The sequence below is a fragment of the Cryobacterium sp. CAN_C2 genome, assembly GCF_015751745.1.
GTDB lineage: Bacteria > Actinomycetota > Actinomycetes > Actinomycetales > Microbacteriaceae > Cryobacterium.
In genome coordinates, this window is sequence record NZ_JADOUX010000024.1 from 26,757 (window position 1) to 41,859 (window position 15,103).

Below are 15,103 nucleotides of genomic sequence, written 5' to 3' on the forward strand. Positions count from 1 at the left end.
GTGGCGTCGCGGTCGAAGCCGGATGCCGTTCCCCTCCGGACAAAGGCAGCTAAACCGTCGGGCGATGACCAGATCGATGCTGCGTGGCCACCGCGTCCCGGTCTTGCTGAACCTGGTCATGTTCGCGATCACGGATGCGCCGCACACGTTCTGCGACATCAAGAGCACCGGCCGGGTCCGTCGCACCGGCCAGACGTTGCCGGAGGTCAGCAACTCGACGGCGAGCGGCACCTCGAGGATCGTCCTCGCCCGGTCGAAGCCGCGCGACAGACAAAGCGGCAATCGTGTACGCGTCGTCGTCGATACGGGCTGCTCCGAGAGCCAACTCGGTATCGTTGATCTGATGCAGGTCGCGGAAGGCGACCACATTGCCCAAGTCGTTCCGCCACGCCCTGTGCTGGGATTCGCCCTCGGGTACGGGGCGAAGGTTCGCGCTCCACGGTTCCGCGTCCAGTGTCGTTGCGTCGATGAGCGCGTCGACGCGACTCTGGATGAGTTCGGCCTGAGCGCGCAACCAGCGGCGAACCTCTGCGTTCTCGCCCTCTCCCACGGCGGGCGGCGGGCTCACCCAGCTCGGCAGGCGCACATCCGTGGTCTGCTGCGCCGGAGCGCCAAGGCGGTGGTGATACACCTTCGCGAATGACCCAACGGTGGAGTCCGGCCCGGTGTCTTCGGTACGAACAACAGCGGCGAGCCGCGCCCGCACATCGGCACCGTGTGCTTCGTGCGCTGCGAGCCGACTGGCCAGGTGTGTCCAGGCTTCGTCGGCGATGACTTGGTCGGCGATGCTCGGCTCGAGCACGTCCCGGACTGCAGTTCCCATCCGGTGGAGCCGGTCGGGGTCGAACACCCGGGCAAGGGCATCTTCGTAGGCGGGCAGGAGTGTGGCCAAGCTGGCGGCGGCATCCTGAGCACGTTGGATCTCTTCGTTCGCAGATCGCTCCGCGCTTTCGCGGGCAAGCACGGCCGTGAGGGCATCGATGATGTTGGTGCGGAGGTGGTCGGGGGCGTGGGCGTCAACCTGAAGGGTTTCTTCAACGACGGCATACATACGGTTGGACTCCCGGCCGCGGGTCGCCGCAACGTAGAGCTGTTCGCGTGAGGTGGACTGCGGGTCGACAAGGATGTGGGACGTGTCCACGGTCATGCCTTGGACCCGGTTGATGGTGGCCGCGTAGCCGAGCTCCACGTGGCTGGCCACGTACTCGGCCGGCAGGGTGAGCACTCCCCCGTGCCGGAGGCTCTTGACCTTGAGGTCGCCGTCGTCGTTGCTGAGGACGGTCCAGAGGTCACCGTTGGCGACGAAGTCCTTGCCCTGGTTGGAGCGCAGCTGCCGGTCGTTCTGCCGGGTCACGACCACATCCGCCAGGCCGGCCTTGTTCCCATCGCGGAGCAACGCCCCACCTTTCCCGGCGGCGCCTTGGGCGATCAGGTCCAGGCGGGCGCGCGCGTTCAACGCGGCAACCTCATCGTTGGTTCCCGCAACCATGATCGAGTGCCTGTTCGCACCGCGGTCGGCCGCCCAGGCGACGTAGATCTCTTCGAGCATGCTTTGCCGGATGCCGCCCCGGGTGCGGTCAGCGGTGACGTAGAAGTCCAGCGCACTGGTCGCCCCGTCCCGGAGGAGCAGCGACGCTGTGGCCTCGTCGGCATCGACGAAGCGGTGGACCTGGTCGAGGTAGCTCGCTCCCACACGCTGCTCGATCAGGCACAACGCGCCGCCGGATTCAACGGCGGCGAGTTGCGCCGGGTCGCCCAGAAGACGAATCGTCGCACCGTGCTTCTGCGCCAGTTCAAGGACATCGGCGAGTAGCGGTGTGGAGGCCATCCCGGCCTCGTCGATGAGGAGCACGGTGTGGGTGTCGATGCGGTACTGGTCGGATGCTTGCTGTTCCGGGGACCCGTTGCGATGGACGTCGACGAGCTTGTGCGCGGTCTCCGCCTCCACCTTGATCTCTTCGGCCAGGACCGTGGATGCGGCCGCGGTCGGGGCGAGGGCGAGGACCCGGCCGCCGCCGGCTTCAACGGCGCGGGCGAACGCCCGCATCGCCGTGGTCTTGCCCGTCCCTGCCGGGCCGATCCCAACCTCGAGGAGCCGGCCGCCGGATGCGAAGCGGCGAGCCAACTCCACCTGGGACGCATCCAACGGATACACGCTGGCCGCGTTGAGCTCGTCCACGGTGGCGTCAAAGGTGGCGGGGTCCAGGGTGAAGCCTGCGACGGTGCGAGCGGCGTCGATCAGGCTGTCTTCGATCGCGAGGATCCGGGTGGACGTGAACCGTTCGGTCCCATGCACCCGGTACACGCTCTCCCCACCCTGGCGCTGCAACTGCGTCGGAACCGGGTTCAGTGCCGGGGCGGTGACGGCGATCACCCGGCTCATCACAGCCTCGGCGACCGCGGCGGCAACCGGCTGCGCGTCCACATCGGGGCGCACGTTCGCGAAGACGCGAGCGATGCGTTGCGCCTCGGCGGCGACGTGCGAACGACGCCACGTCGCCCGGGAGTCTTCGACCGTGTGCAGGACCCGGTCGGCCAACTCTTCGATGCTCAGGCTCGCCAGGATCTCGTCCTGCACCGTGAGCTGCAGTGGCTGCCGAATCGTGGCGGCGAGGGTGTCCACGGCGACCTCCCCGATGATCTTGGTCGCGGCGATCCGCCACTCGGCGCGCTGACGTTCCAGGCTCTTCGGGGCGCCCTTGCCCTCCCGGGTTTCCAGGGTCGCCCGCTGCGCAAGACTCAGCTGCACCGTCTTCGGCGGGGTGTGCCCGTGCTTGGTGACGTACTCCTGCAGGAGCGTGTCGTAGGCGTCCTCGATCGCCGCCCGGCGGGAGGAGAACGACTCGCGAAGCTCCCGGCTGATCCCTGCGATCTCCCGCACGCTGCGCTTGTTCCGCCCCCGGCTCTCGTCCACGAACGTCACCCCGAGCCGCTGTCGCACTTCTTGCTCGATGAGGGTGTTGTACCGTTCGGACGCCGCCACACCCAGGGCGTGCAGGACCCGGCCGTCCAGCGAACGCCACTTGTCGTCCAGGCCCTGCACCTTCGTCGACACGGCAACGTGGGTGTGCAGGTTCGGGTCGCCGGTGCGGGAATCGCGGTGCTCGAACGCGGTGGCGACGAACCCGTGCGTGTCGATCTGAGCGACCCCGCCGGCGCCAACACGGGTGACACCGGCTTCCGTTTCCAACCAGGCAACGGTCGCCTGCCACGCAGCATTGTGCGCCTCCCGCACCTGCTGGGAAGTGTCCAGATCCCCGAGTGCCCAGAGCAGGGACACGCTCTTCACCGGGGTGAATACCAAGTCGTATCCGGCGACGGGCTGGCGGGGCGCCTTGCCCATCTGGGAGAGATGCGTGGCCACTTCCGCGTCCGTCCCCGGCCGACCCAGGGCCCCTTCGACACGGGTGGCGGCGATGGTCCAGCGGATCAGATCCCGCTCAACCCCGACCTCGGGGGTGCGACCAGTCTCTGCGTCGAACTGCGCATAGGCGTCAGCGACGGCTTCGTCCCAGCCGTCGGACTGGTGCTGGATCCGCGGGAACCGGCGCCCCAACCGGGACGCCTGCACAGCATCCTCCGGCGACGCCCCGCCGGCGACCGCAGCACGTATGGCGGCCTCCGCGTCCGGGTGCAGCCCTTCACCGAACAGGGCCTGCATCTGCGCTTCCGACACCGCCCCAGACACGCCCAGGTTCGCCAGCCCGGACCCGAGCCACTCCCCCACCGGGTTGCCTTCCGCGGTGTAATACTCGGTGAGGTCCTCGCCCCGCCGCACAGCATGATCCCCCGCTGCGACCTGACGGGTCAGGTAGGTGTAGCCGTCACCGGCGTGTAAAACGTGCACGGTCATCATGAGCTACAATCACCCCCTCTCAACACAGGTTAACGCCTGAACCGGGCCAGACACTATTAGTGCAAGAGATGTGTCTATCCTGCCTCTATCTTTTGCTTGGTTTGATGAGGATCGAATTCATGACTAGTTTGGGTGCAGATCTCAATCTTTGAGATCTGCATCTGGATTCGTGAGGGTATCTGACGTCATGTCAACAAAACAGACCGGCAAGAAGCTCGACGCCTGGGAGCGCGCACGGCTCGCCCGCACCCGCGTCGATCAGGTCCGTGCCGAACGCGACAGCAAGATCGAGGTGACACTCGCCGAGTTCTTCACCGCCGGCGACGAACGCGAGCACTTGGTTGCTCAGCTCGAGACCGTTGAGAACACCATCGGGCAGAGCGTGCAGCGCCTCTTCGACCTCGGGGAGACCACTGTCCGGGTCGCCGATCTCCTCGCCCTGGAACCCAAAGAAGTGAAGCGCCTGCGCAGCCTCGCCCCCCTTACCACCAACACGACAACCGGCACGCCGGCTCACATGTCCGCAGCCTAATTCTCGGTAACGAACCTGGCCATACCGCGACTCGTACAACGCCCCAGCCACCTCCCGCCCGCGGGCAGGGGCGTCGAGAGGATGATGCTGTCACCCCTGCCGTCGACCAATCGGTACAGACTTCTGACCGACCTCGTTTCCTGCCGCAACAATCTCACCCGAGCTGAAACAGCGAGCTCGTCTGCCTCAGCGAGCTGATCGCGGCGTCGGCATCTCTCTGGCGCAGCTCTCCAGGGTCCGGCCCCTGCGAGGGCAGAACGCTCAGTGAACGCAGGCCGGCCAGTCTGGCTAGAGCGCGCTGACCCGCCAGCTCGCCTCGTGGGTGTCGCCTGGCGCGAGGCTGACGAGGTCAATACCGGAGTTGAAGGCGTCCGGCGGGCAGCTCATCGGCTCGACTGCGAGGCCGATCCGGGTGACCCCGGGGGCCGGCAGGTCTGCGGTGTGCACCTGTAACCACGGGCATTCCGGTCCGAAGGTCATGGCTACGCCGTGACCGCCTGCCTCTCGCAGTTCGAGGGTCGCGGATCCGCTCGAGTCCCTGATGATCCCTGTGAAGGCGTGGTCGATCTCCGTGGTTCCCAGCACCCGGGGTGCCCGGAAGTCGAAGACACCGTCTGCGACGTCGACGACTCCGATCGGCAACAGCCGGTCCGGCGTGGCCTCGAGGACCCGATCGGCCGGAATGGTGAGCGTCCAGTCGTCGAGTGGGGTGTCCCCCGCGCTGAGGTAGGGATGCGGGCAGACACCGTACGGTGCCTCGCCCGCTCCCGAGTTCTGCGCCTCGATCGTCGTCGTAAGGCCGTCGGCGGCGACCGTGTACCGGGCGGTGAGGTCGAGCTGAAATGGATATCCGGGGCCCGCGGGCAGGCGCACGCCGAGTACAACCTCGCCGGGCGCATGCTCCAGCAGCTGCCAGGCCCGATCGAACACGAGCCCGTGCAGCGCACAGTCCCGCGACGCCTCGTTGACCGGCAGCTGCTCCGGCACCCCGCCGGCCAGGTAACGTCCGTCGGCGATCCGGTTCGGCCAGGGCGCCGCGATAGCGCCGCGAAAGTTGACCATCGCTTCGCCCTCTTCAAAGCTCACCACGAGGTTGCGGCCTTCAAACTGCAGCAGCCGCAGGCACGCCCCGACCGACGTTACGACGGCACGGTAGCCGCACCCCGCGATCTCATACTGCGTCCCGCTCGGCGCTTTGGTGTTCGTCACAATGTCTTCCTCTTTTCGGCCGGGGCCGGTTTGTCAGGTCCGGCGCCGACGAAAGCTTCGTCCCCGGCGGATGCCCCTGCCTGCGCGTGACTACGCGGAGGTGGCAAAATGCTCAGCCTTCACCCTCACCATGCAGGCATCGGCCCGCACGTCATCGCTGCAGCGTCACTTTCGGCACAGCACCAACCCAGGTGAGCGCGGCCACGTTCAAGCCGCGCTGGATGTAGAGCTCGTCCCAGGAATGGAAGACGAGGACATCGCTTCCATCGGGCGCCCGCACAACGTCCTGTCCACCCGGGCCGAGGTAGCTGCCGTTCGCGAGGGTCGAGCTCAGCAGGGGACCGTCGGCCTTTGTGTAGGGGCCGCGCAGGGCATCCGCGGTGGCGTAGCCGATGGCATAGGCGCCGCCGCCGTAGTCGTTCGCGCTGTAGAACATCACATAACGACCGTCCCGCTTGACCAGGGTGGGCGCTTCGATGAGCGCACCCTCCCAGGTCTGTTTCTGTTTGAGCAGGCGGGTGGTCTCGCCAACGAGTGCCGTTCCGTCGTCAGAGAGTCGTGCGATCTGCAGCCAGGTGTCGAGCCCGCGGCTGTTGCCGTCGTTTTTCCAGACCAGATATCGCGACCCGTCGTCGTCGATGAATGTCGCCGGGTCGATCGCACCGCCCTCATCTTCCGGGCAGACGATCGGCGCGCTGCCAACGGGTGTAAAGGGGCCTGCTGGCTGGCTTGCGGTCGCGACCCCGATGCACTGCGTCTGCGGCGATGTGCGCGCCCCGGTGAAATACATCACAAATCTGCCCGGTGCCTGCTCCGAAACATCCGGGGCCCAGGTTTTGCCGGGACGGGACCAGGTCGGCAGGACAGGGAGAGCGTCGGCGGCCTTGGTGGTCCACTCCTTCAGGTCCGGCGACGTCGCGACCTGGACGTTGAAGCCGCTGCCATTGGTCGCGTAGGCGTAGTACACGCCCCCGGTTTCGAGTACGTCCGGGTCGGGAAAGTCCTGGTCGAGAACGAACGGAGCCGTGGCATCCGGAGCCGTGTCGTCGCCGTCAGAAGGTTGGGTCGTGCCCGTTAGCGCGCACCCCGCCAACAGTGCGACGGCAGCGGCAGCGGCAGGGGCGACGATGCAGCGCCTCGCGACTCCGGTCATCCCTTCACCCCCGATGCGGCGACGCTCTCAACGATCTGCTTCTGCGCGAGCGTAAAGAGGATCAACACCGGCAAAGATGCAATCACTGCACCGGCCATCACGATTCCAAAATGCGTGGAATAGGTGCCCTGCAGAACCGAGAGCCCCGGCTGGAGTGTGAGGTTCTCGGGGCTGAGGAGAACGTAGATCGGCCAGATGAAGTCGTTCCAGTTGGTGAGGAAGCTCAGCACCGCGAGGGTTGCTAGCGCCGGCCGAGACAGGGGCAGGATGATCTGCCAGAAGATGCGAAAGTCGCCCGCGCCGTCCACGCGCGCAGCCTCCTCGATCTCAGCGGGGAGGGAGACGAAGAACTGGCGAAGGAAAAACACTCCGAAGGCCCCCGCCGATCCTGGCACGATGACCGCCCACAGCGTGTCGAGCCAGCCGAGACTGTCCACGATCAGGTAGTTCGGAATCAGGAAGATCACGCCGGGCACAAGCAGCGTGCCGATAATGAGCCCGAAGACCAATTTCTTGCCGCGGAACTCGAGTCGAGCGAGAGCGTAGGCGGCCGCCGAGGCCGTTACGAGAATGATTACCGTCTGTGCTGTCGCCGCGATCACGCTGTTTGCGAACCAACGGAGGATGGGAAGGTTGCCGGTGGACAGGGTGCGGTAGGCCTCGGCGGTGAACGGATTTGGCCAAGGGGATGCGGGGGAGTTGATGGCGTCGAAGTCCGTTTTGAAGGAGGTCAGCAGCATCCAGAGCAACGGCACAACGATGATCAGTGCGATCAGAACGAGGATCGCGTAGGTCACGAGTTCAGGCGCGAAGCGTCGTCTCCTGGTTCCGGAAGCCTTGCTACCGGACGCATTTGTGCCAGATACCTCGGCGCCGGAAACCGTGGTGGGAGAGGTCGTCACGAGGGACTCATTTCGTGTTGTCGCGTTGGAGGCGGAAGTTGATGACACTCACCACGGCGAGCATGGCAAAGAGCACATAGCTCATGGCAGTCGCCGCCCCCATCTGGTTCTGGGTGAGCCCCTGGTTGGCGATGTACATGATCGCGGTGCGCGTTTCGGTGCCCGGGCCACCCTGCGTGATCAAGTAGGACTGGCCAAACATATTTGCTGATGCCAGCAGGGTCACCGTCACCACAAACGTCATCACCGGGCGCAGGCCCGGCATGGTGACGTTGACGAACTTGCCCCACGCGCCGGCGCCGTCGAGCGCGGCTGCCTCGTACAGGTCCGGATTGATGCCTTTGAGTCCGGCGAGGAGGATCACGGTATTCAGGCCGAGAGTCCACCAGACGGTTATTCCCACGAGCGAGACCCAGGCCCACGGCACGTCAACGGTCCACGGGATGTCGGCCGGGAGACCGAGGATACCGAGCACGGCGTTGACAACACCGAGTTGCGGATCTAGCAGGTAGCGCCAGAGCACACTCACTACGGCAACGCCGAGAACATAGGGGGCGAAGAAGATCCCGCGGAAGACGGCACTGCCGCGGATGCGGCGGTTAAGCAGCAGGGCGATGGCGAGGGGAACCGCGAGAAGAAGCGGCACGCTGGCCAGCACGAAAATACCAGTTGCGCCCATACTCTCCCAGAAATCGTTGAAGGTCAGCGAACCGGGGGTGACCAGGTCGACGAAGTTCTGCAGCCCCACGAACGGGTGACTGTCGAGGAGCGGGTTCCAGACGTGCAGGCTGATCCACAGTCCATACACGGCAGGGAAGAGCACGAAAACGCCGAAGATGATCAGAAACGGCGCGAGGAATAGGTAGGCCGTCAGGTTTCTCCGCCGGCCGGTTCGGGAGGGGCCCCCACCCGACCCGCGGGGACCGAAGCCCCCGCGGGAAAGTGCGGTGGGTGTGTTAGCCACCGTATTGCGCGTTGTTCTGCTTGAGCAGTTTGGTGGCCTTCGCCGCAGCGTCGTCCAGGGCTGCCTTCGCCGACTTCTTGCCGAGCATGGCCTCGTTGACGGCCGTGGTTACCTCCGCCATGGCGTTGGTGATGCCGGGCGAGACCGTCTCGTAGTGGGCGTACTTGAGCTCTTTCAGGAAGGGTGCGAGAGCGGGGTAGTTCTGCAATAGGGCCGGGTCCTCACGCACCGAGTTCTGGGCGGGAAGCTCTCCGGTGGACGCCCATTCGCTCGAGTTGTCGTTCATCCACTTGACAAATGTCGCGGCGGCGGACGACTTGTTCGGGTCCTGGTTCTTGTTGGCCGGGAACATCCAGTGAGTCGAACTTGACCAGACGGCCTTCTCGGTGCCGATCTGCGGCACCGGCACGGCGGTCCAGTCCGTCGACTGCAGCGCCTCGTTCGTAGTCTGCCAGACGCCGTTCCAGTTGAACGCGGTCTCGCCCCCGATCAGTGCGTTGATGTTGCCGTCCTGAGCCACGTTTGGCGGGCTGTAGCCCTTGTCGATGAGGTCCGTCATCCAGGTCAGGGCCTTCACACCGGCGTCGGAGTTGAAGGTGGCCTCGGTCACGTCCTTGTTAAACAGGTCGCCGCCATACTGCCAGAGCAGCGATTCAAATTCAAAGGTTCCCGTGAAGACGTAGCCATCAGCCCATTCGCCCTGAACGCCCTTGGCCTTCAGCGCGTCAAGCACCGCGAGGTAACTGACCTGGTCGGTGGGCACCATGTTCTCATCGAGCCCCGCGGCGCGCAACACGTCCTTGTTGATGTACAGGCCGAGCGGGGTGACGCTCCACGGCACACCGTATTGGCTGCCTTTGAACTGGCCGGCGTCGAGGAGGCCAGCCGGGAAGTCATCGGCGGTGTAACCGAGGGCCTTCACCACAGCGTCGGACTTGAGCAGCAGGCCCTGCGCCGCGTACGTGGCGACATCGTCACCATGGCCAACGGCGATGTCCGGCCCCTTACCCGCCTTGATCGCCAGTGGCATCTTCTGCGCAATGTCGCCCCACTCCATGGCGTTACTCTTGACGTTGATGTTCGGGTGGGATGCGTTGAACTTGGCGACCAGCTTCGGAACGAGAACAGGGGCAGCGCCACCCGTCCAGCCGTTCCAGAACGTGATGTCTACCTTGGGGCCGGAGTATGCGGCGGTGGCGGGCACGCTGTCGGACGATTGTGCGGTGCCGCTGGAGCATGCCGCGAGCGACATCCCCAGGCCCACGATCGCTACTGCGGCGACCGCGCGCAGTCTGTGGTTTCTCATCTATTTCTCTCCTTTGAGTGACATCCCGGTGAATCGAGGGTGTCGCGCTCGGGAGCCGTTGGCGCCCACCGCGATAGTGAATAATTTACAGCGCTGTAAGTTCGGAGTCAAGATACGATTTGAGATCGTGACGACTTGCTAAAGTGGAGGCTGGCACGCTGCGCAGCGTCGCGAACGGCACGGTAACTCACGGCGGAGAGGACTTCCCGGGATGGCAAGCGCGCGTTTACAGGATGTGGCCGAGCTGGCCGGCGTGTCAATGAAGACCGTCTCGAACGTCGTCCACAACTACCAACACGTCAGTGCTGCGATGCGCTCACGGGTCGAGGCCGCCATAGCGGAACTCGGGTACCAGCCGAATGTCTCCGCCCGGCGTCTCGCGACGGGACGCACCGGGATGCTCTCGCTTGCGTTCAGTGACGTCAGCCTTCCCTACTTCGCCGAGCTCGCTCGCATCGTGGCAGCAGAGGCAACTCGCAGAGGCTACCGGCTCCTGCTCGAGCAGACCGACGGAACTATCGAAAGCGAGCGGGCGATCGCCTCGACCCGCGAGGCCGGCCTCGTCGACGGCATGATCTTCCAGCCATCGCGAATGCCGTCACTTGAGATCTCGAAGCGCCGCGGCGACGTTCCTCTCGTGTTGCTGGGTGAGGGCCCGGCGCCCCTGAGCGTTGATCACGTGATGATCGACAATATAGGCGCGGCATCCCGGGCGACTTCGCACTTGCTGGGCCTGGGATGCCGCCGGATCGGGTTCCTCGGCCATGAAGAATTTGACCAGTCTGAGACGTCGATGCAGCGGCTCACCGGTTTCCAGAGCGCTCTTGCCAGGGCTGGGATGGCCGTGGACATGTCGTTGATCATTCCGAGCACGGCCATCAGTCCGAAGAACTCCGCTGACGCGGTGCGTGCGGTTCTTGCCGCTGGCCACCAATTCGATGGTCTGGTGTGCCGCGATGACCTCGCCGCGATCGGCGCACTGAGGGCGCTGCAGGAGCACGGGCTGCGGGTGCCTGAGGACGTCGCAGTGGTGGGCTGGGATGACATCACGATGGCGTCGTTCACCTATCCCTCGCTCACAACGATCGCGCCAGACACTACCCAGATCGCCACGATGGCCCTGGACATGCTCGAGGAGCGAATCGGTGGCTACTCCGCGCTGGGACGTCACCGCATCGCCGATTACTCCCTCGTCGTCAGGGAGAGTGCGCCGCAGCGCCGCTGAAGACCCCGTCGCCGTGCGACGTGGTGCGATCTGCCCGGTGGTTTACAGCGCTAGAAAAATACTTCACAATGGGTCCATGGACATTGAAGCCCGTTCGAGCGAAGTTACGTGCCGTAAGACGTCAGCCCGCGCATCCCTCCAGGACGGAACCTATCCGCGCCCGCAGCTTGTGCGCTCGGAATGGGTCGATCTCTGCGGCGAGTGGAGTCTAGGCTTCGACGACGACGACTCCGGCATTGTCGAGCGGTGGTTCCTGCCCGATGCGTTTGTACGATTCGACCGCACGATCACCGTGCCATTCCCCCCGGAGTCGGCCGCATCTGGAATCCACGACACCGGATTCCACCCGATCGTCTGGTACCGGCGGGAGATCTCCATTGCCGGGCTCGCTACGGAGGGTGAACGGATCCTCCTGCACTTCGGCGCCGTCGACTACCGCTGCACAGTCTGGCTCAACGGATCACTCCTTGGCCGCCACGAGGGTGGCCATACCCCGTTCTCCTTCGACATCAACGACGCGATTTCCGCGACATCCGATTTCCCGCAGCTTCTCATTGTGCGGGCCGAAGACGACCCCTTCGACGTTGGACAGCCCCGCGGCAAGCAGGACTGGCAGGTGGAACCCCACGTGATCTGGTATCACCGCACCACCGGAATCTGGCAGCCGGTCTGGCTCGAAGCGGTGCCAGCGCTGGCCGTACTACACCTCGCCTGGACTACCGACGTTACCCTCGGGCAAGTGAGGCTGGCCGTCGAGCTCAGTCACCGCCCCACGCTGGGCACCCGGCTCGACGTCGCCCTCGAGTTCGAGGGTCTGCCGCTCGCCAACCAGCGCATGTTGGTCGACTCCGACCGGCTCGAGCTGACGGTTCCGATTCCGCGCCAGACGAACGGCCAGAATTACGAGCAACTCCTGTGGAGCGACGAGACACCGCGACTCATCGATGCCACCGTGACCGTCGGCGACGACACGGTACGCTCCTACTTCGGGCTCCGCAGCACGGCGGTAGAAGGCGGACGATTCCTGCTGAACGACCGACCACTGTACCTGCGCTCAGTGCTCAGCCAAGGCTTCTGGCCACAATCGCATCTCGCGGCGCCCTCGGCCGATGCCCTCCGCGCCGAGGTTCAACTCATCAAAGACCTCGGATTCAATTCCGCGCGCGTACACCAGAAAATCGAGGACCCGCGCTTTCTCTTCTGGGCCGACAAGCTCGGTTTGCTCCTCTGGGAGGAGATGCCGAGCGCCTATGAATTCTCGCCGACCGCGGCCCGACGGGTCGTCTCCGAATGGTCAGACGTGCTCCGCCGGGATTCCTCCCATCCAAGCATCGTGACCTGGGTTCCACTCAACGAGAGCTGGGGGGTGCAGCACATCGCTCACAACGCGGCCGTACGCGACTACGCCCGCGCGTTGTTCTACCTAACGAAAAGCACAGACCCCACCCGCCCGGTCATCTCCAACGATGGTTGGGAGCACCTCGATTCCGACATTTGGTCCATTCACGACTACGAGGCGTCCGGTGATGTCGTCGCTGCGCGTTACGCCGACCAGGCGAGCGTTGCCGCGTTGTTCAGCGGGTTCGGCCCCGCTGGGCGGCGCCTTCGCCTCTCCGACGAGCCGCTCCGGGGCCAGCCGGTGATGCTCACCGAGTTCGGAGGTATCAAGTTCGCTCCGGATGACGCGCAGGACGAGGTTCCCGCGGCCGCCTGGGGCTACTCCAGTGCGAGTTCTGCCGACGATTTCACCGCACGGTTCCATTCGCTGCTCGTTGCAGTGCAAGCGAGCGAGGTCCTCGCCGGTTACTGCTATACGCAGCTCACGGATACCGGGCAGGAGACGAATGGTCTCCTCACCGGCAAAAGGCGACCCAAGCTGCCCATCGCCGTTGTTCGCAGCATCATCACCGGGATGCCAACACCCTCCTGAAACCCCAGGCTGGAGCCATGACTTCGACGACGAACTCCGCTACGGCTGCGCCGCAATCTCTAGCGACCGGATGATTCGCACAGAACGGATCGCGTCAACGCCACCAGGCTGTTCTTCGACCTCGGCTTCGTTTTCGTGCTGATCGAGTCGACCGTCCTGGTATTGGCTCTGGAGCGGGGCTAAATAGAAGCATTGTTGGCGCCGAGCCGGGTACCACCTTCAGTCCCGTAGGAGACGCGGACAACCTGCTGATACTCGTGAGTTCCGGCCGCACCTGAATTCCCAAAATGGGTCGCCAGGCGACAGGTCATCGCGTCTCCGCAGGGACTTGACCCAACTAGGGCAAAGGATGGGCTGTGCCCTCGAAGTGCTGGATTTCTCAGGGCAAGGGCGAGTGTCACTCCCCCGGTCTATGATTCGCTTCTAGGATCGCCTGAGCGAGGCTTTGCGGGGGCGCCGTTTCCTTGGACATCGACACCGGGGCTTTCAGCAGCGCACTTATCAGCCCAGGGCAAGTGCAGCGCAGCGGAGCGCGGCAGCCCCACCGCAGTCGCCCGCACGCGTTGCCATTACACCCGCGGCGGCCGAAATGGGTCTGACTCCCGGCGCTTGATCCCGGTCGGTGCCACGGTCATCGTTGTCGGTTCTGGCGCGTGCACGATCAGCCAGTTCCTTCCGCGATCACGCCCGGCCACCTGACCGTCACTGATACCGGTCGTGAGTTCGCTCTGATCCTCGGTTCGCGGGTTCTGATCGTCAACCATCGCCGCCAGATCGGCGGTATCGAGGCCCTTCTCAGCCACGTCCGGACCGCCATGGTAGATTCCGGTGATCTCCACCGAGTGCGATCCGGGCTGGCTGCCATCATGCGGGCTGGGAACCGCGGAAGGCCAGCAACACGCCACGCTCGCCCTCACGCGCAGGAGAGCTATCCGCTGTGGTCGCCGACGCTATCCGTTTCAGCCGCCGCTCGCAGCCGCTTGGTGGGAGCCCCACCGGCACCGGTATGGGGCGTGAGTAGTAATGGAACGGGATCGTGCGGTAAGCCGTGCTTGGGGACATGTGACGGCAAACGAGGGCTTGCCGACGTAGGGAATCAGCGCCGTATCAGGGCCGAAAACGCGTCGACAACTCGTGTCGAGAATCAATGACGAAAAACGGTCGGCCTTACCGCACGTTTTCGCGCGATTACTACTCAGGCCCTTACCCGGTCAGGGCACTCTCGATGCGGTCGTCGTCAGAAATGAGGCTCATGCTGCGAGGATACGAGGCAATGAGCAAGCGCGCGTTCAGAAATCGTGTCAAAACGTTGGCCAGCTCGCTAGGGATGTCAGCCGAATTGTGGACACGCCGGGTTCGGCGTGTCGTTCGTCCCCGCGTTCGTCGCAGAATTCAACGATTTCGGACAGACGTGGCTGTCAGTTCTCGTACTCGTCTGCGCGAATGTTCACGGTCAACTGCACGCTCGAGTTAGGTTGGCATAACCACCGAAGCCGGGTGGAGGAGCGGCGTGCTCAACACCGCCGGGCACGCCGCAGGCCTGGGGCGCCCGGCCGGAGCCGTCCCCGGCCTGGTCACCAGCGCAGCCTCCACAGGCTGCCACCGCCTGATCCGCGAGTTCGGTGCCACCATCGTTACCAACGCCGACGACATGGCCAAACTTGCCACCCAGGGCTGAATAACCGAAGGGCGGGCGGCCATCCGAGCACCCGCCCCTTCTACAAGGAATGTCCTCTGCGTCATTCCAAGTACATGGGTGGTGGGTCGTGGTAGAAATCGTTTTGCTGGTGATTGTAGAGATGCACGAGTCGTGGCATCGAGGTGTCATGATTTCGCGAATAGTCAGGATTGCAGACGGGGAAATCGGTCATGGTGGTGCAGTCGTATCTAACGCCCGCCGGCAGGAACCGAAGAAAGATTGTTCCAGCCATGCCCTACGTGTCAAGGTCGAGTGAGGCCAGTACCTAACAGCAAGTTCGCCATTTGACGTAGGGCGAGAATCAGGAATCATCACCATGTCCAGCCA

The 15,103-nt window shown here is 64.6% G+C and carries 10 protein-coding genes and 1 pseudogene; 4 read left to right on the plus strand and 7 right to left on the minus strand.

Annotated elements, in window-relative coordinates; all coding sequences use genetic code 11:
* Positions 1-49: 49 nt before the first annotated feature.
* A complete protein-coding gene (gene mobF / locus IWX77_RS15225) occupies positions 50-3,856 on the minus strand; it encodes a MobF family relaxase (RefSeq protein ID WP_196845401.1) in 3,807 nt (1,268 codons plus the stop codon).
* 187 nt (positions 3,857-4,043) lie between these two features.
* Between mobF and IWX77_RS15230 the strand changes: the two genes are divergently transcribed.
* The gene (locus IWX77_RS15230) at positions 4,044-4,388 is read left to right on the plus strand and encodes a hypothetical protein (protein WP_196845402.1); all 345 of its coding nucleotides are present in this window, start codon (positions 4,044-4,046) and stop codon (positions 4,386-4,388) included.
* A gap of 288 nt (positions 4,389-4,676) precedes the next feature.
* Here IWX77_RS15230 and IWX77_RS15235 read toward each other — a convergent pair whose 3' ends face one another.
* From IWX77_RS15235 to IWX77_RS15255, 5 genes are all read right to left on the minus strand, one after another.
* On the minus strand, positions 4,677-5,597 hold the full coding sequence (locus IWX77_RS15235; RefSeq protein ID WP_196845403.1) for an aldose 1-epimerase family protein: 921 nt from the start codon (positions 5,595-5,597) through the stop codon (positions 4,677-4,679).
* 151 nt (positions 5,598-5,748) lie between these two features.
* Positions 5,749-6,750 carry a glycoside hydrolase family 43 protein gene (locus tag IWX77_RS15240; RefSeq protein ID WP_196845404.1) on the minus strand — a complete coding sequence of 334 codons (1,002 nt, stop codon included), beginning with the start codon at positions 6,748-6,750 and terminating at the stop codon, positions 5,749-5,751.
* Positions 6,747-7,652: a carbohydrate ABC transporter permease gene (locus IWX77_RS15245; protein ID WP_327012235.1), complete on the minus strand. Its 906-nt coding sequence runs from the start codon at positions 7,650-7,652 to the stop codon at positions 6,747-6,749. The genes IWX77_RS15240 and IWX77_RS15245 overlap by 4 nt, the downstream gene beginning before the upstream one ends.
* A gap of 7 nt (positions 7,653-7,659) precedes the next feature.
* Complete coding sequence (locus tag IWX77_RS15250; RefSeq protein ID WP_196845405.1) at positions 7,660-8,616, minus strand: carbohydrate ABC transporter permease; 957 nt, start codon at positions 8,614-8,616, stop codon at positions 7,660-7,662.
* Positions 8,609-9,922, minus strand: coding sequence for an ABC transporter substrate-binding protein (locus tag IWX77_RS15255; protein WP_196845406.1), 1,314 nt, complete (start codon positions 9,920-9,922; stop codon positions 8,609-8,611). The genes IWX77_RS15250 and IWX77_RS15255 overlap by 8 nt, the downstream gene beginning before the upstream one ends.
* Positions 9,923-10,133: 211 nt before the next feature.
* Between IWX77_RS15255 and IWX77_RS15260 the strand changes: the two genes are divergently transcribed.
* Entirely contained in the window at positions 10,134-11,147 is a 1,014-nt protein-coding gene (locus tag IWX77_RS15260) for a LacI family DNA-binding transcriptional regulator (protein WP_196845407.1), read from the plus strand.
* A 76-nt stretch (positions 11,148-11,223) separates the two neighbouring features.
* Positions 11,224-13,077, plus strand: a complete 1,854-nt coding sequence (locus IWX77_RS15265; protein ID WP_196845408.1) for a glycoside hydrolase family 2 protein — start codon at positions 11,224-11,226, stop codon at positions 13,075-13,077.
* 569 nt (positions 13,078-13,646) lie between these two features.
* Here IWX77_RS15265 and IWX77_RS15270 read toward each other — a convergent pair.
* Positions 13,647-13,880, minus strand: coding sequence for a hypothetical protein (locus IWX77_RS15270; protein WP_196845409.1), 234 nt, complete (start codon positions 13,878-13,880; stop codon positions 13,647-13,649).
* A 677-nt stretch (positions 13,881-14,557) separates the two neighbouring features.
* Here IWX77_RS15270 and IWX77_RS15275 point away from each other — a divergent pair.
* Positions 14,558-14,740, plus strand: a pseudogene (locus tag IWX77_RS15275) (DNA-processing protein DprA); the annotation flags it as partial.
* Between the last annotated feature and the right edge of the window lie 363 nt (positions 14,741-15,103).